This window comes from Campylobacter canis (genome assembly GCF_045504005.1).
Classification (GTDB): domain Bacteria; phylum Campylobacterota; class Campylobacteria; order Campylobacterales; family Campylobacteraceae; genus Campylobacter_A; species Campylobacter_A canis.
Genome location: NZ_JBJJXH010000004.1, coordinates 161,593 through 186,036 on the forward strand (window position 1 = coordinate 161,593; position 24,444 = coordinate 186,036).

The 24,444-nt window shown below is 39.1% G+C and carries 30 protein-coding genes; 19 read left to right on the top strand and 11 right to left on the bottom strand.

Translation table 11 applies throughout. The features are described from left to right. Positions 1–30 precede the first annotated feature (30 nt). A complete protein-coding gene (gene rpoD / locus ACHJH3_RS05670; RefSeq protein WP_407063946.1) occupies positions 31–1,887 on the bottom strand; it encodes an RNA polymerase sigma factor RpoD in 1,857 nt (618 codons plus the stop codon). A 139-nt stretch (positions 1,888–2,026) separates the two neighbouring features. On the opposite strand from rpoD, the gene ACHJH3_RS05675 reads away from it, so the two are divergent. The 6 genes from ACHJH3_RS05675 (at position 2,027) to ACHJH3_RS05700 (ending at position 6,803) form a co-directional block, all read left to right on the top strand. Continuing rightward, on the top strand, positions 2,027–2,839 hold the full coding sequence (locus tag ACHJH3_RS05675) for a flagellar hook-basal body protein (protein ID WP_407063947.1): 813 nt from the start codon (positions 2,027–2,029) through the stop codon (positions 2,837–2,839). A 134-nt stretch (positions 2,840–2,973) separates the two neighbouring features. After that, on the top strand, positions 2,974–3,762 hold the full coding sequence (gene flgG, locus ACHJH3_RS05680) for a flagellar basal-body rod protein FlgG (RefSeq protein WP_407063948.1): 789 nt from the start codon (positions 2,974–2,976) through the stop codon (positions 3,760–3,762). Positions 3,763–3,910: 148 nt separating this feature from the next. Further along, the gene (locus ACHJH3_RS05685; protein ID WP_407063949.1) at positions 3,911–4,573 is read left to right on the top strand and encodes an AzlC family ABC transporter permease; all 663 of its coding nucleotides are present in this window, start codon (positions 3,911–3,913) and stop codon (positions 4,571–4,573) included. Next, positions 4,570–4,926 carry a branched-chain amino acid transporter permease gene (locus ACHJH3_RS05690; protein WP_407063950.1) on the top strand — a complete coding sequence of 119 codons (357 nt, stop codon included), beginning with the start codon at positions 4,570–4,572 and terminating at the stop codon, positions 4,924–4,926. Before ACHJH3_RS05685 ends, ACHJH3_RS05690 begins: the two co-directional genes overlap by 4 nt. Before the next feature lie 128 nt (positions 4,927–5,054). Then, a complete protein-coding gene (locus ACHJH3_RS05695; RefSeq protein ID WP_407063951.1) occupies positions 5,055–6,101 on the top strand; it encodes a type II asparaginase in 1,047 nt (348 codons plus the stop codon). 105 nt (positions 6,102–6,206) lie between these two features. Continuing rightward, the gene (locus ACHJH3_RS05700; protein WP_407063952.1) at positions 6,207–6,803 is read left to right on the top strand and encodes a LysE family translocator; all 597 of its coding nucleotides are present in this window, start codon (positions 6,207–6,209) and stop codon (positions 6,801–6,803) included. Here ACHJH3_RS05700 and ACHJH3_RS05705 read toward each other — a convergent pair. Continuing rightward, positions 6,800–7,771, bottom strand: coding sequence for an SLAC1 anion channel family protein (locus ACHJH3_RS05705; RefSeq protein ID WP_407063953.1), 972 nt, complete (start codon positions 7,769–7,771; stop codon positions 6,800–6,802). The genes ACHJH3_RS05700 and ACHJH3_RS05705 overlap by 4 nt on opposite strands. A gap of 80 nt (positions 7,772–7,851) precedes the next feature. On the opposite strand from ACHJH3_RS05705, the gene ACHJH3_RS05710 reads away from it, so the two are divergent. The 13 genes from ACHJH3_RS05710 (at position 7,852) to ACHJH3_RS05770 (ending at position 17,700) form a co-directional block, all read left to right on the top strand. After that, a complete protein-coding gene (locus ACHJH3_RS05710) occupies positions 7,852–8,499 on the top strand; it encodes a Crp/Fnr family transcriptional regulator (protein WP_407063954.1) in 648 nt (215 codons plus the stop codon). 130 nt (positions 8,500–8,629) lie between these two features. After that, positions 8,630–8,806 (top strand): YgaP family membrane protein, encoded by a 177-nt coding sequence (locus ACHJH3_RS05715; RefSeq protein WP_407063955.1) that lies wholly within the window; start codon positions 8,630–8,632, stop codon positions 8,804–8,806. Between the two features lie 147 nt (positions 8,807–8,953). Further along, positions 8,954–9,445: a 3-isopropylmalate dehydratase small subunit gene (locus tag ACHJH3_RS05720; RefSeq protein WP_407063956.1), complete on the top strand. Its 492-nt coding sequence runs from the start codon at positions 8,954–8,956 to the stop codon at positions 9,443–9,445. Next, complete coding sequence (gene leuB / locus ACHJH3_RS05725) at positions 9,445–10,512, top strand: 3-isopropylmalate dehydrogenase (protein WP_173031218.1); 1,068 nt, start codon at positions 9,445–9,447, stop codon at positions 10,510–10,512. Before ACHJH3_RS05720 ends, leuB begins: the two co-directional genes overlap by 1 nt. Further along, entirely contained in the window at positions 10,512–10,757 is a 246-nt protein-coding gene (locus tag ACHJH3_RS05730; RefSeq protein WP_169943074.1) for a hypothetical protein, read from the top strand. Before leuB ends, ACHJH3_RS05730 begins: the two co-directional genes overlap by 1 nt. Continuing rightward, entirely contained in the window at positions 10,754–11,062 is a 309-nt protein-coding gene (locus ACHJH3_RS05735; protein WP_407063957.1) for a CiaD-like domain-containing protein, read from the top strand. The genes ACHJH3_RS05730 and ACHJH3_RS05735 overlap by 4 nt, the downstream gene beginning before the upstream one ends. Then, positions 11,025–12,179: a tRNA nucleotidyltransferase/poly(A) polymerase family protein gene (locus ACHJH3_RS05740; protein ID WP_407063958.1), complete on the top strand. Its 1,155-nt coding sequence runs from the start codon at positions 11,025–11,027 to the stop codon at positions 12,177–12,179. Before ACHJH3_RS05735 ends, ACHJH3_RS05740 begins: the two co-directional genes overlap by 38 nt. Before the next feature lie 78 nt (positions 12,180–12,257). Then, on the top strand, positions 12,258–13,091 hold the full coding sequence (gene purU / locus ACHJH3_RS05745; protein ID WP_407063959.1) for a formyltetrahydrofolate deformylase: 834 nt from the start codon (positions 12,258–12,260) through the stop codon (positions 13,089–13,091). Continuing rightward, positions 13,091–13,570, top strand: a complete 480-nt coding sequence (locus ACHJH3_RS05750; RefSeq protein ID WP_407063960.1) for a tRNA (cytidine(34)-2'-O)-methyltransferase — start codon at positions 13,091–13,093, stop codon at positions 13,568–13,570. The genes purU and ACHJH3_RS05750 overlap by 1 nt, the downstream gene beginning before the upstream one ends. Next, positions 13,567–14,910, top strand: coding sequence for an endonuclease/exonuclease/phosphatase family protein (locus tag ACHJH3_RS05755; RefSeq protein WP_407063961.1), 1,344 nt, complete (start codon positions 13,567–13,569; stop codon positions 14,908–14,910). The genes ACHJH3_RS05750 and ACHJH3_RS05755 overlap by 4 nt, the downstream gene beginning before the upstream one ends. Beyond that, positions 14,910–15,038, top strand: a complete 129-nt coding sequence (locus tag ACHJH3_RS05760; protein WP_283956684.1) for a hypothetical protein — start codon at positions 14,910–14,912, stop codon at positions 15,036–15,038. The genes ACHJH3_RS05755 and ACHJH3_RS05760 overlap by 1 nt, the downstream gene beginning before the upstream one ends. 12 nt (positions 15,039–15,050) lie before the next feature. Next, on the top strand, positions 15,051–17,078 hold the full coding sequence (glyS, locus tag ACHJH3_RS05765; protein ID WP_407063962.1) for a glycine--tRNA ligase subunit beta: 2,028 nt from the start codon (positions 15,051–15,053) through the stop codon (positions 17,076–17,078). 58 nt (positions 17,079–17,136) lie between these two features. Continuing rightward, a complete protein-coding gene (locus tag ACHJH3_RS05770; RefSeq protein WP_407063963.1) occupies positions 17,137–17,700 on the top strand; it encodes a hypothetical protein in 564 nt (187 codons plus the stop codon). Here ACHJH3_RS05770 and modD read toward each other — a convergent pair. The 9 genes from modD to ACHJH3_RS05815 are packed head-to-tail and all read right to left on the bottom strand — an operon-like array spanning position 17,686 to position 24,382. Next, the gene (gene modD / locus ACHJH3_RS05775; protein WP_407063964.1) at positions 17,686–18,525 is read right to left on the bottom strand and encodes a ModD protein; all 840 of its coding nucleotides are present in this window, start codon (positions 18,523–18,525) and stop codon (positions 17,686–17,688) included. The two genes, ACHJH3_RS05770 and modD, sit on opposite strands and share 15 nt — an antisense overlap. Then, positions 18,506–18,805 (bottom strand): helicase, encoded by a 300-nt coding sequence (locus tag ACHJH3_RS05780; RefSeq protein ID WP_407063965.1) that lies wholly within the window; start codon positions 18,803–18,805, stop codon positions 18,506–18,508. The genes modD and ACHJH3_RS05780 overlap by 20 nt, the downstream gene beginning before the upstream one ends. Then, the gene (locus ACHJH3_RS05785; protein ID WP_407063966.1) at positions 18,805–20,262 is read right to left on the bottom strand and encodes an alanine/glycine:cation symporter family protein; all 1,458 of its coding nucleotides are present in this window, start codon (positions 20,260–20,262) and stop codon (positions 18,805–18,807) included. Before ACHJH3_RS05785 ends, ACHJH3_RS05780 begins: the two co-directional genes overlap by 1 nt. Before the next feature lie 24 nt (positions 20,263–20,286). Then, positions 20,287–22,368 carry a heavy metal translocating P-type ATPase gene (locus ACHJH3_RS05790; protein ID WP_407063967.1) on the bottom strand — a complete coding sequence of 694 codons (2,082 nt, stop codon included), beginning with the start codon at positions 22,366–22,368 and terminating at the stop codon, positions 20,287–20,289. Next, positions 22,352–22,696, bottom strand: coding sequence for a YtxH domain-containing protein (locus ACHJH3_RS05795; RefSeq protein WP_172197804.1), 345 nt, complete (start codon positions 22,694–22,696; stop codon positions 22,352–22,354). The genes ACHJH3_RS05790 and ACHJH3_RS05795 overlap by 17 nt, the downstream gene beginning before the upstream one ends. Next, positions 22,693–22,998: a Cys/Met metabolism pyridoxal-phosphate-dependent enzyme gene (locus ACHJH3_RS05800; RefSeq protein WP_249934728.1), complete on the bottom strand. Its 306-nt coding sequence runs from the start codon at positions 22,996–22,998 to the stop codon at positions 22,693–22,695. Before ACHJH3_RS05800 ends, ACHJH3_RS05795 begins: the two co-directional genes overlap by 4 nt. Further along, complete coding sequence (locus ACHJH3_RS05805) at positions 22,998–23,324, bottom strand: hypothetical protein (protein ID WP_407063968.1); 327 nt, start codon at positions 23,322–23,324, stop codon at positions 22,998–23,000. Before ACHJH3_RS05805 ends, ACHJH3_RS05800 begins: the two co-directional genes overlap by 1 nt. A gap of 10 nt (positions 23,325–23,334) precedes the next feature. Beyond that, positions 23,335–24,054 (bottom strand): aminotransferase, encoded by a 720-nt coding sequence (locus tag ACHJH3_RS05810; RefSeq protein ID WP_407063969.1) that lies wholly within the window; start codon positions 24,052–24,054, stop codon positions 23,335–23,337. Further along, entirely contained in the window at positions 24,044–24,382 is a 339-nt protein-coding gene (locus ACHJH3_RS05815; RefSeq protein WP_169943087.1) for an HMA2 domain-containing protein, read from the bottom strand. The genes ACHJH3_RS05810 and ACHJH3_RS05815 overlap by 11 nt, the downstream gene beginning before the upstream one ends. Between the last annotated feature and the right edge of the window lie 62 nt (positions 24,383–24,444).

The following is a 24,444-nucleotide window of genomic DNA, read 5'->3' on the forward strand; positions in this document are numbered from 1 at the left end:
TAGATATAAAGTGTGAGAGGCTAGTATCAACTAGCCCTCAATGTAGTTTTTAAGTTTGCGTCCTACTTTTGGATGTTTTAGCTTTTTGATTGCCGAGCTTTCTATCTGACGGACACGCTCGCGAGTTACGTTTAGCTCTTTGCCGATCTCTTCAAGAGTGCGATCGCTTTCATCTTCAAGCAAACCAAATCTCATTCTGATAACCGCTTTTTCGCGCTCGTTAAGCTGATCAAGAACCTCATCTATCTGCTCTTTAAGGTCGTTTTTAAGTATATGATCCATAGGACTTAGCGAGCTTCTATCCTCCACAAAATCGCCAAATTTACCGTCTTCTTCGTTACCGATTGGTGCTTCAAGGCTGATTGGCTCTTTTGTGATCTTGATAACCTGCTTAACCTTATCTACGCTTAGCCCAACCTCTTTGGCGATCACACTTACGTCAGGCTCTTTGCCTTCTTCTTGAAGATATTTACGGTTTATCTTGTTTATCCTGTTTATAGTCTCGATCATATGGATAGGTATGCGTATAGTACGTGCTTGATCGGCTATCGCGCGGCTTATAGCTTGGCGTATCCACCATGTGGCGTAGGTTGAAAATTTATAACCTTTTTTATACTCAAATTTATCAACCGCTTTCATAAGACCGATATTTCCTTCTTGGATGAGGTCCAAAAACGGCAAACCGCGATTTGTATAGCGCTTGGCGATACTTACCACAAGACGCAGGTTTGACTTGGCCATTCTTGTTTTTGCCTCGTCTGAAATTTTCTTACCGCGTTTGATCTGCTCTAAAATTTCTTTTAGCTGCACAGGATCAAGGTCAAATCCCTGCTTACTAGCCTCTTTTGTTTGAAATAGCTTTTTAATCTCTACATAAGTTGAAACCATCGTAGCTTCAGGCACACGAGCTATGATGTCTTCCTTGCTAAGCTTTATGATATCTTTTAGGATGCTTTTGTGATTTTTCTTAAGTTCGTCGCTAAACATAGGAAGTTTATACTCAAGTCTTTTAAGCTCCCTATCAAACTCATCATCACTCTTTAGGGCTGTTTCCATCGACTTTACGATCTCGCTTATAAGTTTGCTTGTGGGTCCTAGATCCATTAGCTTGTCTTTTAGAATTTTCTTTTTAAAGGCTAATGTTAGCTTTGCTAAAAGTTCATCTTCTTGCTCGACATCGCTTTGTTTGTTAGCCATTTTCATCCAGTCTTTTTTAGCCTTTTCAAGCGCTTTGAAGCTCTCTATAACCTTTTCGGCTCTTTTGTCCTCTTTTTTAGAAGGTTTTTTTGAGGTTTCCTCTTCAAATTCCGCCTCTTCGTCAAATTCCTCCTCTTCTTCGTTTTCGCCGTTATCTTCATCATCAAAGCTCTTAAATAGTTCCTTGACTCTTCTTTCACGGTTTATGAGCGGCTCTTTGTAATCAAGTATGAAATCAATCAGATACGGCACGGAGCAAAAGGCATCGATGATGATATCCTCGCCAAGCTCGATCTTTTTGCTTATTTCTACCTCTTCGTCTTTTGTAAGTAGCGAAATTTGCCCCATTTCGCGTAGATACATACGCACGGGACTATCTGAGCGTGACCACTCAAGCAGATCATTCTCGCTGGCAAGGTCAAATTCGTCTTCCAAGATTTCATCTTGAAGCTTTTCACGCTCCTCTTTGCGCTTTTTAGCGTCCTCGATGTTTTTCATCTTAGCTATTTCAGCCGCTGTTATTAGTTTGATTTTGTGTGTTTTAGCTAGGGCTTCTACTTTTTTTGCGATCGCGCTTGTAGGCGCCTTTTCAAAAAATTTGATAAGTTTTTCGTATGTTACGTAGCCCTTGGAATTCTCTTTAAATAACTCTTCAACGAGGGATAAAGTCTCTTTTTTTGCGCTGCTCATTAGCTTCCTTTGCCGTCCGTAGTTGTTTGAAGTAAAAAGTATGTATTATACCGAGATTTTCTTAATCTTTGCCAAAATATAGTTTGGAACACAACTTGCTTAATCTTTTTTGAGATATTAAAATTTAGGAAATTTTATAATGCAAAACGGATATTATCAAGCTACCGGCGCGATGGTTACGCAGTTTAACCGCCTTGATGTCATCTCAAATAACCTTGCAAACATAAACACAATCGGCTTTAAGCGTGACGATGTGGTTGTGGGTGATTTTGAGAGAATTTTTCAGGAATTTAGAGATGTTTTGCCGCTTGAAAATCACACAAAGCAGGCTGCTAAATTTTTAAATAGAACTATTGATAGAGTGCCTCAAATTTCAGAACAGTATGTTGATTTTAGTAATAGCGGGATGAAATTTACGGGCAATACGCTTGACTTTGCCATAAAGCGTGAGGATATTTTTTTCTTGGTTGAAACCAAAACCGGAGAAGTTAGACTTACTAAAAATGGCTCTTTTAGCCTTGATGATGAGGGATTTTTGGTTACAAAAGAGGGCTTTAAAGTGCTTCCAAATAACTATTTTGAAGGCGGAGCAGGTGGGATACAAATTCCGCAAGACGAGAGGTTAAGTGTGGATAAAAACGGAAATATCTACGCAAATGATGAGCAGATCGCAAGATTTTATCTGGCTCAACCAAAAGAGATAAGAAATCTTACAAAAGAGGGTGATAATCTATATGTTTTGCCGAATTTAAAGGAGTTAAGAGATCTTGGCGATGATGTTGATGCCGTTGCTCAGGGCTATACTCAAATTTCAAACGTAAATGCCGTAACCGAGATGGTAGGGCTTATCGAGACGAACCGATTGGTTGATATGTATCAAAAAGTGATGAGAAGCCATATGGACGATCTTAACCAAGACGCTATCAGCAAGCTGGCTTCAACTAAGGTTTAAGATAAATTTACGCTACTAAATTTATGGCGTAAATTTAAACTAGTAAATTTACGTTCTAATCAGTTTTTGGAACGTATTTTGCTAAAAATTTTAAAATTTATAAACAAAAAAGACAAAAACAAAAAGGATAAGCCATGATGAGATCGATTTACTCAGCTGCAACCGGCATGATAGCGCAGCAGACCCAAATAGACGTAACCTCACACAATATCTCAAACGTAAATACGATGGGATATAAGAAAAACAGAGCCGAATTTGCCGATCTTATGTATCAGGTAATGGAGTATGCGGGCACTTCGACCAGCTCTACGACAAAAAGCCCTACAGGCATAGAGGTCGGTCTTGGCGTGCGCCCTACGGCGATAACTAAAATTTTCTCGCAAGGACATTTTAAAGAAACAAGCAATAACCTTGATATGGTTATTGCTGGGCATGGATTTTTTCAAGTGCAACTTCCTGACGGCACCACGGCTTATACCAGAAATGGAGCCTTTAAGCTTGATAGCGAAGGCACGATAGTAAATTCAGACGGATATCCTTTGATCCCGCAGATGAGCATACCTGCCGATGCTACTCATATCTCGGTAGGCACGGACGGCACGGTTTCGGTCTTGCAGCCTGGCAATGTCGAGATGACACAGATCGGTCAGATAGAGCTTGCAAATTTTATAAACCCAAGCGGGCTTCACGCGATGGGCGATAACAACTACCTTCCTACAGGCTCAAGCGGCGATGTGGTAGTAGGAACGGCAGGACTTGACGCATTTGGTCAGATCAAGCAAGGATTTGTCGAGATGAGTAACGTTCAGTTGGTTGAAGAGATGACCGATCTTATCACCGGTCAGCGTGCGTATGAAGCCAATTCAAAGGCGATAACGACAAGCGATGATATGCTTCAAATCGTAAATAATCTTAAGAGATAAGCCATGATATATCTTATCTTGATAATCGCGCTTATCCTTGGAATTTGGGTGTTTGATGCGATATATTTTGGCGAGAGTTCAAAAGGACTATAAAATTTAATAAAATTTGAGTAATATTCGCCTTAAATTTTAAATCGCAAGGCGAATATTGAGCTTTTATACTATTTTTAAGATCACAATCCCCGTTATGCTAGGCTTCATCCCGCTTGGTATAGCCTTTGGCTTGCTTGCGGAAAATATAGGCGTAGCTCCTCTTATGACCATGGCTTTAAGCTTGATAGTATATGCTGGAGCAGGGCAATTTGCCTTGCTATCGATGCTTAGTGCCGGCACGGGTTTGGTTGAAATTTTTATCGCAAGTTATGTTATAAATTTGCGTCATACTTTTTATTCGCTCGCCCTTTTAAAGGACTTTAAGGGGCTTAAATTTAAATACTACAACATCTTTGCCTTAACCGATGAAAGTTTTGCGATATTTAAGACGCTTAAGACAAATTCGCAAGATGAAAAAGACAAGGCATACACGCTTATAAATTTGCTTACTCAAACTTACTGGGCGGTCGGCACTCTGCTTGGAATTTTAGTCGGCAAGGGTATTAGGATTGATTATAGCGGGATTGAATTTTGTCTAACGGCGCTTTTTATCGTCCTTGCTATCGAGATGTTTAAGGATGATAAAAACTACAAGCTTCTTTTCTTTTCGCTTGGACTGGGCGTGTTTGCAACCGCGTTTTTCCCGCCGTCATATATGCTTTTGTTATCGCTTTTTATTGGATTTACGGTTATTGTCGTAGCAGATAGGATAAAATGAGCGATATCTTAACTTCAGGCATAAATTTAAACTCAAGCTCGTTTGTTATGTTGTTGGTTGTGCTAACCGCTACGGTTGCGACGTTTTTAACCAGAGTTACGCCGTTTTGGATATTTAAAAAAGACAAGCCAAGCAAGTGGCTTTTAAGCGTTGAGCGACATATGGGGCTTTTTATAATGGTTATTTTGGTCTTTTACGCCCTTAAGGATACCAATTTTAAGGAATTTCCTTTTGGTGGACGCGAGATCGTTTCTGCTGTTTGCGCTATATTAATTCATCTTAAATTTAAAAATGCGCTTTTAAGCATAGTTTTTTCAACGGCTCTTTATATGTTTCTTTTGAGAATTTGGTAGAAAAATTAAAAAATAATAAAAAAATAATATTAATTGACTTTATATAGTTTAAAGTGTATAATTCAAGCTGAAATTTCAAAATACAAGATCTTGTCGGTTTGAAACTTAAACTTCAAAGGAGATTTAATATGCGTTTTTCGTTAAAGGTGTTTATCGTGATGATTTTTAGTGCTACGATGGCTTTAGCAAAGCCTACGATTTATATTTTAGCAACAGGCGGAACGATCGCGGGAAGCGGATCGGGAGCTCTTGATACAAGCTATACTTCAGGAACCGTAACGGTTGATAAACTAATAGCCGCCGTGCCTGATATCAACAAGATCGCAACGATCAAAGGAGAGCAAATTTCAAATATCGGCTCTCAAGAGATGAATAATGAGGTTTGGCTAAAGCTTGCAAATAGAGTAAACGAGCTGCTATCAAGCGGTAAAGCAGACGGCGTGGTTATCACACACGGAACCGATACCATGGAAGAGACCGCGTACTTTTTAAATTTAGTCGTTAAGAGCGATAAGCCTATAGTTATGGTTGGCGCTATGAGAAACTCGACATCGCTAAGCGCAGACGGTCCTTTGAATTTGTTTAACGCCGTAAATGTAGCTATGAGCAAAGATAGCGTAGGCAAAGGCGTGGTTGTAGTGATGAATGATGAAATTCACGCTGCTAGAGAGGTTACTAAGATGAATACGACAAGCGTTGATACCTTTAAGTCGCCAAATACGGGTAGAATTGGAACCGTCTTTTATGGCAACGTAAAATACTACATGACCCCTGCTAGAAAGCATACCGTAAATAGTGCCTTTGATATCGCTAAGATAAAAGAACTTCCGCGTGTAGATATCATTTATAGCCACTCAAACGACAATCCTGATTTTATAAATACCGCAGTTAAAATGGGTGCAAAAGGTATAATTAATGCCGGTATGGGCAACGGAAATCCATTCCCAAGTGCTCTTGAGGCTCTAGGTGAAGCGGTAAAAGGCGGCGTAGTCGTGGTTAGAGACTCTCGTGTAGGTACAGGTGAGACTACCATGAACGGCGAAGTTGATGACACTAAATACGGATTCGTAACAAGCGATAATCTAAACGTTCAAAAGGCTCGCGTGCTACTTATGCTTGGTCTTGCGACAACTAACGATAAAGCGAAAATTCAAGAATTTTTCCTTACTCATTAAGTTTTAATAGGCGGCAAATTCAGTGTCGCCTATTAAATTTTTATCTTAAATTTATCCTTTTTCTTTTAAAATTCAAAATTAATTTTTTAAATTAAGGCATTTTGCTTGAACTATCTTCTTTTTGTCGCCACATTTTTTCCTATAAGCTTAATGCCGGGCATAAATATGACCTTTATCTTGGGGCTTAGCATGAGCATAGGCTATAAGCGCTCTTTTGCTATGCTACTTGGACAGCTCTTTTCGGTAGGATTTATAGCCTCTATTTGTATATTTGGTGCAGGAGCTTTGCTTCTTAAATTTGAAGTGGCATTTAGAATTTTAAAATTTTGTAGTGCGCTTTATATCATCTATCTTGGCGTTATGCTCTTTTTTAGTCGCGGCAAACTAAGCGTTAAAAGCGTGAAAAATGATAAAAACCACAAAGAGCTATTTATTAAAGGACTCATAGTAAGCATATCAAACCCGAAAGCATGGATATTTTTAGCTGCGATTTTACCGCCCTTTTTAAACCCGAACGACCCTTTTGGTATAGAGGCTTATTTGCTTTTGTTTCTGCTGGTTCTCATCGAGTTTATCTGCCTAAACATCTACGCTCTTGGCGGAAGCATGCTTAAAAAATTACTTATAAACCACTTGCGCGCACTTGAGATAGCAACCGCTTCTTTGATGTGTATGGTGGGCGTTTGGATGCTCAGCATCTAGGGCTGTTCGATCACGCAAATTTCATTTTTAATAATCGCTCTTATCGTAAAATAGCTTACTAAACATATGAAAAATACAAGCAAGATAAATAAAATCACGCTTAAAATCGCAAAAAACAGCTCGCCGCTTAGTTCGTATGCTCTTAAAAATGCCATGCTAGAAGCCGCGGTAGGAAAGGTAAATGCCCACCACGATAGGAAGAAATTTAGCTTTGTAAAATTGCGAAACATAAAAAGTATAAGAAGCACGAAAAATAGAGTTAGGTTTAATAAAATTTGAGCCGTCGTATCAAAATTGCCGGTAAGTTTCAAGTAGCCTAAAAATCCTACTGCAGGCGGAGCTATGAGTATAAAAAGGGTAGGGATAAATTTCTGCGCGAGCTGATCGTGAAAGATAATGCGATAAAAAACGATAGTAAATAAAACCACCCAAAAAAACATTCCCACGCTAAAGTAATACCACAAAAACAAGCTAGACTCTTTGCTTGCGATAACTACTACGAGGTTGCCGACTATCGGGATGAACCAAGCGGGATTTGAGTGAGATATTAGCATGTTTTTATTTATCCAGAACGAAACCACGTAAAGCGTCAAAAAGCTTTGAATCGCAAGCGCAAAATAAAATAAAATTTGATGCACAAGATCAAATTCACGCCACATCGCAGATAGCAAAAATAGCGAAATGCTAAATGCCGCAAAGAAATTTATCTTGATGGGATGGGCAAATTCCTCTCTAACCTGCTCGTTAAATTTTATAAATTTAATCAGATAAATAGTGGTGATAAGGATAAAAACCAAACTTGTTATAGATCTTAAAATTTCAAATACGAAATTTGATAGACTAAAGACCAAATTTAGCTTCTCGTAAGCAAGACTTAGCCCTCCAAGCCCCATAATAACGGCAAAAAACATAATCGGAAAGTTCTTTATCTTACTCATTGCACCATTTTTATTTTGAAATTCGCTCATAAAAATCCTTTTAATTTATTTTTATGCAATATTACCTATAATGGCTATATTTCTCAGTGACGTTGTCACAAAGGATTGTTATGCTAAGCAAAGAAGATAAAAAAATTTTAGATGATGAATTTATAAACAGGTTTGAAATTTCTCCAACAGACGCTAAGAAAATTTATGAAAGCGCAGTTGCAAAGAGGCTTAAAAAGGGAGCTTTAATATATAGCAAAGATGAAAACTGCGGTTACATCATAGTAAAAAGCGGTGTTTTAAGGGCGTTTATAACCTCTCAAAATCTCAAGGAGATAACGATATTTAAGCTTGAAAGCGGCGATAATTGCGTTATTTGTTCATCTTGCACCATGAGTTCTTTTGATACCGAGATAATGCTTAGCATACAAGAAGACGTCGAGGCGATACTTATACCGATTCAAATTTTTAAGGATATTAAAAGCAGCTATGCAAGCGTGCTAAATCATGCTCTTAGTCTGATTTCTGCCAGGTTTGCCGCTGCCATAAGCGTTATGGAGCAAGCTCTCTTTGCGCCTCTTGTAAGTAGGGTTAAAAATTTTTTAATGGAAAATTCTAAAAACGGCGAAATAACCATCACTCACGAAGAGCTTGCAAATCACCTTGGAAGTGCGCGTGAAGCCGTTTCAAGGATATTAAAAGAGATGGAAAAAAGCGGAGCGATATCTCAAAAAAGAGGCAAAATTTACCTGCTTGATAGCACTCTTTAAATTTGTTTTTAAAGGCAAATTATCTTTATACGCTTTATGTTTTTTTATGGATTAAAATTAAGTGATAATGTTACAGATAAAAAATTTGTTTTTAGCTATCATTCTAATAAACTAAAACAAAGGACATAAAATGCTAAGCACGAAAAGTAGGGCTATAAGAGTGATTTTTGGAATTTTGTTGATGGCTTTGATATGGTATTTTTTTAAAAGCTATTGGGCTTTGATAGGGCTTGTTCCTATCGTTGTAGGGCTTACGGGATTTTGCCCGGCATGCTATTTTATGGGCAAGTGCTCCATAAAAAGATAAATTTGCTTATCCTTTCTTATTCAAGGCTTTAAAGGCGATTTTTAGATTGCTTTTAAAGCTCTTTTATTCGGTATTCTTAATTATATTTGATGAATTATTTAGCTTTATTTTGTTAAAATCAGACAAAATTTAACGATAAGGTTTGATATGAAACAAGGTAAAGTTTGGAAATTTGGCGACAATATAGATACCGATATCATCATCGCCGCACGCTATCTAAACACCTCTGACGAAAATGAACTTGCAAAGCACATAATGGAAGATGCCGATCCTAAATTTAGTTCTAAAATTTCAAACGGCGACATTATAGTAGCGGGCGAAAATTTCGGTTGCGGAAGCAGTAGAGAGCATGCTCCTTTGGCTCTTAAGGCGGCAGGCATAGGAGCCATAGTAGCAAAATCTTATGCGAGAATTTTTTATAGAAACAGCTTTAATACGGGTCTTTTGATACTAGAGATAAGCGAGACTGACGAGATAAACGAAGGCGATGAGCTTAAAATCGACGTTGATAGCGGCGTGATAGTAAATTTAAGCACTAAAAAAGAGTATAAATTTAGCCCGATACCTGAATTTATGCAAGAGCTTTTAAAAAGCGGCGGACTTATCGAATATGCGAAGAAAAATTTACAAGGAAAATGATGAAGAGATATAATATTGCGGTAATTAAAGGCGACGGGATCGGTCCTGAGATAGTAGATGAGGCTGTAAGGGTTCTTGATGTGGTTAGTGCAAAGCACGGATTTGAGCTTAATTATGAGTTTTTCTTAATGGGCGGAGCTGCGATTGATGTTTTTAAAGAGCCGCTTCCTGATGTTACACTGCAAGGTGCGCTAAATAGCGATGCGGTACTTTTTGGAGCGATAGGCGGAGATAAATGGGATAATATGCCTCGCCATTTGCGACCTGAAAGCGGACTTTTAAAGCTTAGAAAAGAGCTAGGGGCTTACGCAAATTTGCGTCCTGCATTTGTATTTGACGAGCTTGTGGATGCCAGCACCCTTAAGCCAAGCGTGCTTCAAAATGTGGATTTTATAGTAGTTCGCGAGCTAACTGGAGGAATTTACTTTGGACAGCCTCGTGAGAAGAAAGACGGTAGCGCTTTTAACACCATGATATACACAAAACCTGAAATTGAGCGCATAGCAAAGGTTGCCTTTGAAGCGGCGATGAGTCGCAAGAAACACGTCTGTATGGTTGATAAGGCAAACGTACTTGAGACTAGCCAGCTTTGGCGCGAAACGGTTGCCGAAGTTGCCAAGAGCTATCCTGAGGTGAAGCTTGATTTTATGTATGTGGATAACGCGGCTATGCAGATGGTAAGAAACCCGCGCCAATTTGACGTGATACTTACTGAAAATTTATTCGGCGATATATTAAGCGATGAGGCAAGCATGGTAGTAGGCTCGATAGGGTTGCTTCCAAGTGCGAGCATAGGCGGCAAGGTAGGCATTTACGAGCCTATCCACGGATCGGCTCCCGATATCGCGGGGCAGGGCATAGCAAATCCTATCGCTACGATATTAAGCGCCGCAATGCTGCTTAGATATTCATTTGGCGAAGAAGAGGCTGCAAAAGATATAGAAAATGCCGTGCAAAAAGCACTTGCAGAGGGCTATAGGACAAAAGATATAGCCGAATTTGGCGCTAAAGAGGTCTGCTCTACAAGCGAAATGGGCGGAATTATAGTTGATTTTATAGACGCATGATGAAAAATACTATAACCGAAGCTTTGATATATGAGGCCCAAGGGCTTAAAGATGACGCGCTTTTAGTTTATAGAAACATTCTTAAAGCAAGCCCTGATAATAAGGACGCCCTAAACGCCATCAAGCGTCTTAGCGGTCTTAGAAAACGCGATAAGAGCGTTAATGAGCAGATGCGGGATTTTTTTATAAACATGAAAACAAGCGAAGAGATAAATGAATTTAAAAGGTGGCTGATTAAGATATGAAACTTGAAGATATTGCAAAAATGGCTATCGACGAGGTTGCCGCAGAGCTTGAAAACGCTAAAGAACATGAGCCAAAAGAGCCTGCAAGGCAACCCATAATCATAGAAGAGAGTAAAATTAACGGCGAGATAAACGGCGAAGAGATATTTTTACGCAATCTCAAAGAGCGAATTTTAGTGCTTTTTGAAGGACTAAACGCAACCAGTAGGGAAAATTTAGAAGACAGACTTGAACTTACGCTAAAATTTTTGGAATTTGTGCTTGCAAATGTCGAAAATCGGCTTGAAAATCTCCAAACTAAATGAACTAAATAGAGTGCGAGATATACTCTCGCCTCACACGAGTCGCGCATATCTGGTAGGCGGAGTTGTGCGCGATATACTTCTTGGCAAGCTTAGAGCTACCGGCTTAAAAGCGAAATTTAAACCCGAAAAAACAGACTTTGATATAGAAATTTATGACATTGAGCCTGCTAAATTTGATGCTTTGATGAATGAAAACGGCGCAAGCGGAGTTGGGAAAAGCTACTTTGTCTATAAATTTGAAAATTTTGATCTATCCTTGCCTCGCACCGAAAGTAAAGTAGGCGATGGGCACAAGGCGTTTGAAGTAAGTTACTGTAATGACGAAAAGCAGGCTTCAAAGCGCAGGGATTTTACTATAAACTCCATGATGATAAACATCTTTAGCGGTGAAATTTTAGACTTTAACGGCGGGATGAGCGATCTTAAAAAGGGTGTTTTAAGACATATCGATGATGAGAAATTTTGCGAAGATAGTCTTAGGGTTTTAAGGGCTGTGCAGTTTAGCGCTAGACTAAATTTTATGGTTGCACCAAAGACGTTAAAACTAATGAAAACTCTTAGCATAGACGATCTTAGCAAGGATAGGATATCAGGCGAGCTAATGAAGCTTTTTAGAGCCAAATTTCAAGATTTGGGAGCTAGATATCTATATAAGCTTGGGCTTTTTAAAGCTCTTTTTGGATTAAATTTAAGCCGCAATAAGGCTGATAATTTTATCAAAAAGCTAGCAAGCGCTATCAAATTTCAAAAAGATGAGCGAGAGTTTTTGTATCTGCTTGCAGGTATGTTTGAGTTAAAAGAGCAAATTTTAAAGGAGCTAAATTTGCCAAATAGCTTTAAGGCTTGCTTTACTCAGCCGTTTTTTAGCCGCAGAGTAAGCGATAAGGAACTTTTGGAAATTTCTCTTAAAATGCCTCTTAAAGAGTGGCTTGGTCTAAATTCGGCCAGTCTTGTAAAAAGAGCTAAGAAATTTAGCGTATATGATAAGAAATTTGACGCCAAAATAGACTCTGCAGCAGTTATAAAAGAGGGCTTTAAAAACGAGCGGATAGCGGCTGAAATTTTAAGGCGCCAAAGGCTAGCCGTAGATGAATTTTTAAAAGATTTTGCTCGCTAAATTTTTAAAATAAACCTCCATTTAATAGATATAAAAGCGCAATTTAGCTAAAATCAGAGCTTATTTAAAAGAGGTTAGATGAAAAAATACATACTTAAAATTGAGTGTCAAGACGAAAAGGGCTTGATTTATAGAATTTGTGATGTGGTCTTTAAATATCACCTTAATATCGAAACGAACAATGAATTTGTCGATTATGACAGCAATAGATTTTTCATGCGGGCTTCGCTTGCAGGAGAGGTGAAGACTGCCGAATTTGTCGGCACGCTTGAGGCGTTTTTACCAAAGGGTGCTATCATAGAGTGCATCGAGGCTACCAAGAAAAATATCATTATCTTAGCGACTAAGGAAGCGCATTGTATCGGCGATCTGCTTATAAAATTCGATAGCGGCGAGCTAAATGCAAATATCCTTGCGGTCATCGCAAATCGTGAAAATTTAAAAGAGCTTGTAAGCAGATTTGATATCCCGTTTCACTATATCAACGCAGACGGTATAGAGCGCGATAAGCACGAAGAATTGGTGCTTGAGGCTATGAGTAAGTATAAATTTGATTATGCGGTTTTGGCAAAATATATGAGAATTTTATCGCCAAATTTCGTTAAGCGTTATCCAAAGCAAATTATCAACATACATCATTCGTTCTTGCCCGCATTTATCGGCGCAAATCCTTATAAGCAAGCTTATGAAAGAGGAGTTAAGATCATCGGCGCTACGGCGCATTTTGTAAATGACGATCTTGATGAGGGTCCGATAATCGCTCAAGACGTTATTAGCGTAAATCACGAAATGAGCTGGCAACAGATGCAAAAAGCAGGCAGAAGCTGCGAGAAAAACGTGCTTTCGGCAGCACTTGATCTTGCTTTGGAAGATAGACTTTTCGTGCATAAAAATAAGGTTATAGTCTTTTAATGTTTAACATTGTTCTTGTAAGTCCGCAAATTCCTCAAAACACAGGCTCTATCGGCAGAATGTGCGTCAATGCGAATTTGAATTTGCACATCATTAAGCCAACCGTGTTTGATCTAAGCGAAAAAGCCGTTAGACGAGCAGGACTTGATTACTGGAAGGATTTAAAGCTTAGCGTTTGGGAGAGCTTGGATGAGTTTTTGGGCTCAAATGCAAAATTTGAAGATAGGTTTTTTTACGCTACGACAAAGACGGATAGATTTTATTTTGACGTTAAATTTAAAGAAGGGGATTTTATCTTTTTTGGAGGCGAGAGTACGGGGCTTCCTATGCAGCTTATGCAAAGAAATTTCGCTAACGCTATAACTATTCCTATGGGAAAGCTCGGAAGAAGCTTAAATTTGGCTACGAGCGCAGGAATTATCACATACGAAGCAATACGCCAAAATATCGATAAATTTGATTTAAGGAACACTATTTGAAAAAATTCTTACTTTTTTTAGTTGCTGCCGCTTTTGCTTTGGCTAGCGAGCTTAGCATAGCGACTTACAATGTCGAAAATCTCTTTGACGCTAAAAACGACGGAAGCGAGTATAAAGACTTCGTAATCGGTAAATCGGCATGGAATTTAAAAGAGGCAAACGCCAAATTTGACCGAATCAAAGAGGATATAAAAAGACTTGATGCCGATATAATAGCGCTTCAAGAGATAGAAAATGAAGAAATTTTAAAAGAGCTTATGAGGCAGACGGGGTATAAGTATTTTGCCTTTTCAAAGGATAAAAGAGCGCCTATAGGGCTTGGACTTTTGTCAAAAATAAAGCCGCTTAAAACTCAAATTTTCAAAGTGCCAAACGTAAAAACAAGAGATATCGTAATGGTTGATTTTGAGCTTGACGGCGAGGTTTTTAGCGTATATGTAAATCATATGCCTGCGCAAAAAAACTCGCTTAAAAGCAGACAAACAGCCTTTAGAACGCTCAAAAACGCTATACAAGAGGATAAAAACGCTATTTTGCTGGGTGATTTTAACACTCCATACGGAGAAAAATCTTTGCTAAACGATATACTGATTAGCAGGCAGATGAGCGATTTGTGGGAGTTTTTGCCAAAAGATGAAAGATATTCGCATATAAATTTAAGCCCGATTGATCACGTCGTGATGTCAAAAAGTATGTTTGATAAAAGAGGTATAGAGTATGTTTATGGCAGTTTTGAAGTCGTAAAACCTCTAAATTTCGCTAATTCAAAGCCAAAATTCGGCGAAAAGATTGCGGGACTAAATTCCGATCATTTTCCGCTTAGATTTAAAATTAGCATTGGCAAAAAGGCAAATGAATTTACTAAAGCAAGTATAGACACTCTTTTTAACAACCCAAGCAAAACACCTTATGAGCTTGAGAAAGTTTGTGTCATATACAAGGATAAAAAAGGCTTTATCATATCGCAAAACGGACGCGGAATTTACGTATATGACCCTGATAACAGCTATTTGCTCGGAAGCGTAATGGACGTGGTCGTAAATAGTATCGGCGAATTTAAAGGCGCTCTTGAAGTAAATTCCATGAGAGTGGTTAAAATGCATGATAAGCTTGCCGATGTCAAAACGCAAATGCTAAGTGCTAGCAGGCTAAATGAGGCCAGAGCCGGAGACGTGATAGAAAGCATTTCAGGCGAGATAAAAAAAGGCAGGCTCATCACGCCTTACGGAAGCGTTAGGGTTTATAGCCCTAAAGGCAAATTGGCCGATACAAAAAATGCGGAATTTAAAGCCGTGCGCGTGGGGGTTTATAAAGGCGAAATTCAGTTGGTGGTCGAGTGATGGCGTTGCTTGATAGCTTGATACTGGTTGCTTTTGTGCTTTTTATGGTGTTTTTGGTGCGCGGATTTGTCGTGCAGATGAGAGATAAAAATGAAAAAAGAAAACTTAATAAAAAAGATGAAATTTAAAGAGAGTGAGTTATGAAAAAAGAGCTTTTAATTGAAATCGGCGTTGAAGAGTTGCCGGCGATTCCGTTTTTGAAAGAGGCGGGAAATATCAAGACCAAATGGCAAGAGGTGCTGGCTGAAAATAGCCTAAAAAGCGAGTGTGAGTTTTATTACACACCTAGAAGGATTGTCTTTTATCATCCTGAATTTGCGATTAAGCAGCCTGACGGATTTGCCGAATTTATAGGCGCTCCAAAGCAAGTTGCGATGAAAGATGGCGAATTTACGCCTGCTGCGCTTAGCTTTGCTAAAAAGTGCGGTATAGATATTAGCGAGCTGAAATTTGAGATGATAAACGGAAAAGAAGTTTTGTATCATAAAAAGCCGGTTGAAGGAAGACCTAGTAAAAAGCTACTTGGCGATATGATAGAGAAATTTTTACTAAGCCTAAATTTTGGCAAATCAATGCGCTGGGGAGAGGGCAAATTCGAGTTTATCCGTCCGATTAGATCGTTTCTTTGTCTGCTTGACGGTGAAGTTGTTGAGTTTAATAAATTTGACGTGGCGTCATCAAATAGCATCTATCAGCACAGAAGCGTTAGCTATGAGAAATTTAGTGTAAAAAACGCTCGCGAATACTTTGATAGCATGGATAAGATAGGCGTGATTTTAGATCAAGAAGCTCGCAGGCAGAAAATTCTCGCTCAGTTTAAGAACATAGAACAAGAAAGCGGCTTTAGCATAGAGATAGATGAGGCTTTGCTTGATGAGGTTGTGGCGATTACGGAATTTCCGACCGCTTTGCTTGGCGAGTTTGACGCAAAATTTTTAGAGGTGCCAAGCGAGGTTATTATTACTTCCATGAAAGAAAACCAACGCTATTTCCCGGTATTTAAAAACGACAAACTAAGCAATCATTTCGTAGTGGTAAGCAACGCAATATGCGATGACTATGCGCTTATTATAAAGGGTAACGAAAAAGTGCTTCGCGCAAGACTAAGCGATGCTATGTTCTTTTGGCAAAGCGATTTGGCGGCTGAATTTAGTCCTGAAAAGCTTAAAAACATAACATATCTAAAAGAACTTGGAAGCACTTACGATAAAGAGTTAAGAGAGCTTAAGGTGGCTCATGAGTTGGCTAAAATTTATGCAGATAGACTCAAGACCGAGGTGGGCGAGCATTATGAGAATTTGCTTGAAAGAGCGGTAATGCTTAGCAAGGCTGATTTGACAACGCAGATGGTTTATGAATTTCCTGAGCTTCAAGGCGTGATGGGCGGATACTACGCAAGGGCCAAGGGCGAGAGTGAGGCGGTAAGTTTGGCGATATCCGAGCAGTATCTGCCAAGTGGTGAAAATAGCCGGTGTCCAAGCGGTATATTTAGCTCGGTTGTTGCGATGAGCGCAAAGATCGATACGCTCATGGGGCTATTTAGCGTAGGCAAAATTCCAAGCGGGAATAAAGACCCATACGCTTTGCGCCGCGCCGCAAACGGTATTATCAAGATCGTGCTAAATGAAGGGCTTAAATTTAACGTGAGCGAAATTCTTAGCTCGCTTGCGCCAAATTACGCGAAATTTGATCTAAAAACGCTTGAAAATTTTATATTTGATAGGCTTTATACGTTTTTTGACGTCAACCCTTCGATCATCAAAGCTTGTATAGCAAGCGAGAAAAAGGATATATTAGCTCAGTGTGAAGCTATAAATGCGCTTAGTGAAATTAGTGCAGCGAGTGATTTTAGAGAGAATTTCAGCACCTTTAAACGCCTTGCAAATATCATTAAAGACGAAGAGATAGGCTTGGCGAATGAAGCCTTGTTTGAAAACAATGCCGAAAAAGAGCTTCAAGCGAAATTTAAAGAGGCTATAAGCAAAGATGAGCCTTATAAAGAGCGCTTGCAAAGCCTGTTTGGATTAAAGTGCGCGATTGACGGCTTCTTTGATAAGGTTATGATAAACGTTGATAATGAGCAAATTCGCAAAAATCGCATCGCGCTAATCGGACAAATTTACAAAGAATTTTTAAAAATCGCAGACATAAAAGAGATAAGTCTTTGATAAAATTTGGCGGTATTGTCGCTTGACCGTACCGCCGTTTTGATTTTGAGGGCTAAATTTGAGATACTTTATCAAAACTCCTGAATGCATAAAGCTTGATAGTGATGAAGAGATAGTATGTGAATATCTTTGCTGCATAAGGTTTTTAGCCCTTCTTAGAATTATTTTTAGTACTCTCTTTATCATAGCTTCGTATTTCATTTTTATAGAAAATTCTATTTTTCATAAATTCGGTGCAGTAGTGCTTGGTATAACCTTTATTGTGCTTGTTTATAGAGATGTATTGGGATTTATCAGGCAAGGACTTGTAGTAACAAATAAAAATTTAATAACCTTTGTAGGCGAAAAATTCCCATTAGATAATATTTGCTTTCTATGTGAGAGTTACAGGAGTTTTTCTACACTCGTTTTTTATAATCATAATAAAATAATTATAAGTTGTCATGTGTATAAAAATTTAGAGGATTTTGACGAGTTTTTATTATCTCTCTATAAGGTTTCTAAAAATAAAGAAATTTTATTTTACGGTTCGGATAGAATTAAATCTTGCAACGATGAGATGATAACAGGCGCAAGAATAAAGTTGGTAGAAGATAGTGTTGATAGATTATATCAGACTTAATGCACTCGTTAAATCAGCCATCCCTTGCGTATATACGGCAGAGGTTGTAACCGCATCAATCCCGGTAGCCGCATAAAGAGCTATGTTTTTAGCGTTTATGCCGCCGCTTGCGATAACGATAGCATTTGGGTTAGCTCTGTTTTTTAAATTTACAGCCTCTTTAAGCTCATTTATATTCATTTTATCACACTGAATCACGTCTATACCGGCCTTTAAAAGCTTAGCAAAATTCTCAAGATTTTCACACTCTACTGCGATCTTTTTTTCAGGAGCTTTGGCTTTAAAATTTGGAATTTGGGCTAAAAAATCATCAAAACCAGCATATGCTTTGATGTGATTATCAAAAAACAGCACACTATCGCTTAAATTTAGTCTATGAACTCCTCCGCCTCCTTCTAAAACCGCCTTTAAACAGAGCTTTTTAGCAAATGGAAATGTCTTTCTTGTGGTTAAAATTTGGCATTTGTCGCTTACTTTTCTTGCTTCTTTAAACATTAAATTCGTATAAGTTGAAATTTTACAAGCGTATTCAAGCGTGATTTGAGCTAGTTTCCAAGCCTTATGCACGTCATTATAGCTTCCTGAAATTTTAATTATCGTTTCGCCTTCTATTGCCTGCTTGGAATTTGGCACGCAAATTTTAGCCTCACATCCTAATAAATTTGCGATCTTAGCCGAGATATCAACGCAACTTACGATGATATCCTCTCTTGTTTTTATCTCCAAAACAGCGTTTTTATCTATATTTTGAAGGCTTGTCGTAAGATCAAAGTAGGGCAAGTCCTCGTTGATGTAGTCTAAAATTTCAGCTTCGCTTATCAGCATCTTTGATCTTTTTCGTCTTTGCGGTTTTGGCAAGTCTTTTCTCTACGGCTTGCTTCTTTTGGGTATTTATTATCATATTTTTAAAAATTCCGTTATCATAAAGTCCCGCATGATATAAAGAAAAGCCTACAAAAGCCCATCCTGAAGCGACATGAAGTCTTTTAGCGGCTTTGCTTTTTAGGTTAAATGAAGTAAGACAGACTGTCGCTAAAGTTACGCTCATGCCGACTTTAGCAACCTTTCTATGCGTGTTTAAATTTAAAAGCTCTCCGCTTATCATTATATTCCTTTCCAGCAAGTTGTGCCTTCTATACCGAGGCTTTCAGGGTGAAATTCCGGATTTACGCCTGCTTTGCGCTGATTTTCATAGTCCTTTAATACCTTCATGACGACCTTTGAAAGCAGAAGTATCGCTATGATGTTTATGGTGGCCATAAATGCCATGGTAACGTCTGCTATATTCCAAGCTATTTTTAAATTCATCTGCGAGCCTACAAATACCATAATAACCGCTGTAGCTTTAAATAGCAGCATAGGTTTATTGTCTTTGGTTAAAAATTTCATATTCGCTTGTGCGTAGTAGAAGTTACCTATAAGCGAAGTGATCGCAAATAGCACCACCGCAACAGTAGTAAAGTGAAGTCCTATATCGCCGTAATACTCTCTCATAGCCGCTTGAATGAGCGGAAGTGCCGTTAGTGGCTCGCCGTTTGCGGCTAGTTGCTTTGTAAGATAGGCCTTGGAAAATAATACTATAAGTCCTGAAGCTATACAGATAGTCATATCGATAAAAACCGAAAGAGCTTGCACTAGCCCTTGCTTTACCGGATGGCTTGTGTGTGCCGCTGCGGCTGCATTTGGCGCTGAGCCCATACCGGCTTCGTTTGAAAACAGACCGCGCTTAATGCCGATAACTATCACGCTGCCTGCAAATCCGCCAAATATCGCTTTAAAATCAAACGCACTATCTAGTATGAGCCTGATAACTTGCGGAATTTCGTCTAAATTCATGATGATAGCTATAAAAGCAAGCGTTACATAAGTAAGAGCCATGAAAGGAACTACATAAGAGCTTACCTTACCTATGACGTGGCTTTTTGAGAAAAACAGCAAGAAGCTAAACGCCATTAAAATTATCCCGATGGCAAACGGAAGAAGGCTGTCTTGAAATGAAACTCCGCTTCCGCTTTGATCATAATAAATTTCAAAAGCCGAAGTCATCGTATATGACTGAAGTCCGTTAAAACCGTAAGCGTAAGTAATGATCAGGATAACGGCAAACAGGCTTCCAAGCCACTTTATGCCAAGTCCGTTTTTGATGTAATACGCAGGACCTCCCTTGAACCCAAGCCTGTCTTTAGTCTTATAAACTTGCGCTAGGGTGCTTTCGGCAAACGCAGAAGCCGAGCCTAAAAACGCCATGATAAACATCCAAAATAGCGCTCCCGGACCGCCTGCGACTATGGCTGCGGAAATTCCCGCGATGTTGCCTATGCCTACTCTTGAGGCGGTTGAGATCATCAGCGCTTGAAACGGCGAAATTTGGTATTTGTTGTATTTATCTTTCTTTTCGACTAGCACCTTAAGGGCCTCAACAAACATCCTAAACTGAACAAATCTAGTGATGTAGCTAAAGTAAATTCCCGCAAAAATAAGAACAATAACTAAAAAATAGCTATATAAAAACCCGTTTAAAAAATCCAACTTATCGTTTATATCGTTTAAAAATTTATCCATTAATTATCCCAAGATTAAAATTTATTATGAATCACCCTTTTTAAGCCTTACGCCTTTCATGGAATTTGCAAGTAGTCCTATCGTGGTGCCGTTATGTAAAAATGCAGTTGCGATAGGGTTTAAAAACCCAAATGTAGCGCCTGCTAATATAAGCGAATTAATGCCGACCGTGGCGTTAAAATTCGTATTTATAAGTCGCATGGTTTTATTTGCCATATCTTTTGCCGTGACAACTGCGTATATATCGTCTTTTAGTAGGCTTATGTCAGCCGTGGCTTTTGCTATATCGGCACCCTTTTGCATACTTATACCGACATTTGCACGCATAAGGCTCGGTGCATCGTTTATGCCGTCTCCTATGAAAGCTACGTTTTTGCCCTCTTGTTTTAGGCGTTCTATGATCTTTGCCTTATCCGTAGGCAAACAGTTGGCAAATACCCTATCGATACCAAGCTCGTTTGCTACTTGATGAGCCTTACTTTGGATATCGCCGGTTAGCATTATGAGCTCTTTTACGCCCATTTTTTTAAGCTGCTTAAGTGCTTCTTTGGCGTTTTCTCTCATTGTATCTTTCATGGTTATTACGCCCAAGAGCTCTTTATCGTATCCTACGTAAAGAAGGGTTAGTCCGTTGGTAATGGCGTTGCTTATGATGCTTTCATGCTCTTTGAAGCAAATTTTCTCATCATCTTCAAGAAAATGCCTACTACCTATCACGACTTCCTTACCGCCCACATAGGTCTTAACGCCGTGAGCTACGATAAATTCAACCTCATCGTGGTGGATATGGTGAAATCCTATCTCGCGAGCCGCTTTTACGATAGCTTCTGCTACAGGGTGGAAGTAGTGCTCCTCTGCGCTTGCCGTTAAATTTAAAAGCTCGCTTTTGCTTACGTTTTCTTTAAATGAGTGGATTTCTACTACTTGTAAGCTTCCGTAAGTAAGCGTGCCTGTCTTGTCAAATACAAATGTATCCGCAGTGGCAAGTGCCTCTATGGCTTTTGCTCCTTTTATGAGAACTCCGTTGCGACCCGCCTTTGATATGCTTGACTTAAAGGCAACGGGAGTTGCAAGCTTAAGAGCGCATGAGTAATCAGCCTGAAGCACCGAAGCTACGCGAGTCATGTCGCTACTCATGATATAAGAAAGACCGGCAAGCGATAAGGTTACTGGCACTAACTTATCGGCAAGCTTGGTAGCCTTTAGACCGACGCTTGATTTTTCATTAAGTGAGCTTTGGATGTATTGCTTTATGCGAGCTGTCGCCGTCTCCTCGCCGACTCCCTCCGCCCAAATTTTTATGCGTCCATCCTCAACTACCGTTCCGCTCATCACACGGTCGCCGCGCTCTTTTTTCACGGGTTCGGCTTCACCTGTCATGGATACTTGATTTACGCTTGCCGCGCCTTCTACGATATATCCGTCTATGCCGATACTCTCGCCTGCACCCACTACTACGATATCACCTATCTTTACGCTTTCGGTGGCTACTTTCGTAAGGGTTTTTTTGCCTTTTTCTATCTTTTCTACCCAGACCTCTTCGATATTTGGCTTTGCAAGCTCTTTTACCAGATCATCACTTCTGTGAACTGCGCTTTCTTCCATGTATTCACCAAGCGCAAGCATCAAATTTGTACTGTTTGCCGCCAAGAAATCACGTCTTGCAAGACTTACTCCAACAGCCATTGATTCAAGTACTTTTGATGTAACCCCTTCGCTAAAAAGCTCCTTAATACCTTCGCTAAAAAGCGGAGCCGATGCGTAAAGCGTAGCTAATCCTTTAAATTTATGATCGGGCAAAAGCGGATTAAGCGCCATAGATAAAGCCGCTTTATAGATCTCTGCCTTGCTTGGCTCTTCTTTTGTTTTAGTTATATTTTTGATCTTTAAATTTTCTAAAAATTTAGTTATATCGTCTAAATTTGAGTAAAATTCTACGATTATGCTCTTTGCTTTTTTATTGAGCCTTACGCTTTTTACGTATTTAAATTCCGAAATTTGAGCCTCTAAAAAACTTTCATCGCAGTTTGAAGTGATCTCATCGCAGATAAACCTAACTCGGTTTTTGCTTTGATGAGCGATGCGAATTTTATTTTTGTGACTCAATTTCAGCCTTTACGTCTTCAAATCGTTCTTTTAGCTCCTCAAATCCGGCTTGAAGCAAATTTGATCCCTTTACGATAGCCGAGAATATCGCTTGTTGAGCTTTTTCATTTGATAACACGTAAGCTACCGCACCGCCTATTAAAGCTCCTTTGATGAAGTGAGCGGCGTTAAAATTTTCAGGAACGAAGTCTTTTAATGCGCCATTTACGCTCTTGTCAAAAGCGCTTGGCATGCCCGTAGTTCTTACGGTCGTTGTCGTCGTAGTAGTGCTTCCGTCATCGTTTAGCTTATTTACGGTTTGAGTTGAATTTATATAAGGGTTGTTCATATTTGTTCCTCTGGATTTATTAATTTTTCTGTTAATACTATAGTCCCTACTCCGATTGCCGTAGTAAGTGCCGCACCTATATAGTTTCTTCTTACGAGTTTATTTGAAGCGCTGATCGCACAAGCTGCGGCTATGCCTCCTTGCAAGCCTAGCTTTAGAGTTTTTTTAGTCGCTTCTTTGCAGCTTATGTTGCCTTTTTTGTATTCGTTGTAGCTTAGTCCGCCCACCGTTATGCCTGCGATTAAGGCTCCGCTTATCATATGATCTATAGGAAGCCTTGTTGTTGAAGTTAGCGGGTTCATTATTCAGCGCCTGCCGCCGGTGCTATTTCTACTTTAGGAGCAGCCGGTTTTTTAGCTCTTGGCGCTCTTTTTTTCTTTGCTGTCGGAGCTTTTTCTTCGGTTTTTTCTACTTTGGCTTCAGCTTTTTTTCTGCCTTTTTTGACCTCTTTTTTGATGTCTTTTGAAATTTTTTCAAATTTCTCTGTAGTAAATTCCTTTACCTCGTTTGCTACGTTTTTGCCTTTTTCAAGCCCGCACTCAAGTGCCGATTTTACTTTTTTTCTATTGTTAAATGCCGCTACGACAAGTCCGCCTGCCACAACTCCTGCTATAAATGGTAGTGCCATGTTGAATCCTTTATTGTTGGTTTTGTTTATCATCTTCTTTGCCTTCTTGTTTTATCATGTTGTTTAAAAATACCCCGGCAAGCCCACCTAGTGCAAGCCCACCGAAAAATGATATATGAGGACTGTTTAAAAGTGCCGCAATATCCTCTTGCGATCCTCTGCCTGAGGCTACTTTTTCTAAAATTTTACTCATCTCTTTAAATGAGTTTTCGTTAAATCCGCCAAAGCCGAATTTATCGCCGTATTCATACTTTTTATACTCATCTTTATCATCATCATCGCAATCATCTTTTTTATACTCTTTATACTCTTGCTTGTTGAAATTTGATGCGTAGCCATTTTGGGCATTTAGCTCGGTACATAGCTTTGCTTTAAGAGCAGGTATGTATTCGTTATGAGAAGTGGCCCAAAGTCTAAATAATATATCTCTTAAGCCCTCATCATTGCAATTTTGAGTTAAATTTTCATAGGCGGCATTTAATTCTATCTCATAATTAAGAGCTTTTATAAGCGAGCTTTGAATGTCGTTTGACGGCGCAAAAAAGCACTCCTGCTCTTTATAACTAACGCTTCCGTAGCTTTGCTCTAAAAGCGTTAGACCGCTTTTTCTAACCGCTAAAATTTGAGCAAAGACATCATCTTGCTTTTGCAAATTCTCATACAGCTTTACGCCTCTTGACTCAAGCGCGCACGCCGTAACTAAGATTTCATCAAAATTCTCATTTTGCATATATATTCCTTGCAAGTTCGTTTATCCTGATTGAAATTTGATCCATGTTTCTGCCCGCAAGCAGATCGTCCCAAATTTCTTTTGCAAATACTTCTTTATCGTATTCTATGGTTACCGAGCCTATAAGTTTATTAAATTTGACGCTTTTTATGCCGTCTATACTGTTTATCATCTCGTCTATTTTGCTTATGTCTAAATTTTGCGCTTCGTCTTTTATCTTGCTGCTAACGCGCACTCTTAAGCGTCCTGCAGTGTGGTGAATCGGCGTGAAATACGAAGCTATCTTTAAAATCATATCCGTGGCTACTAAATTTGGCGTTGCGGTCAATGTTTTCCTTTGAAATTTACTTTATTTGTCGTTATTATCCACTTCTTAACTTAAGCTTAACT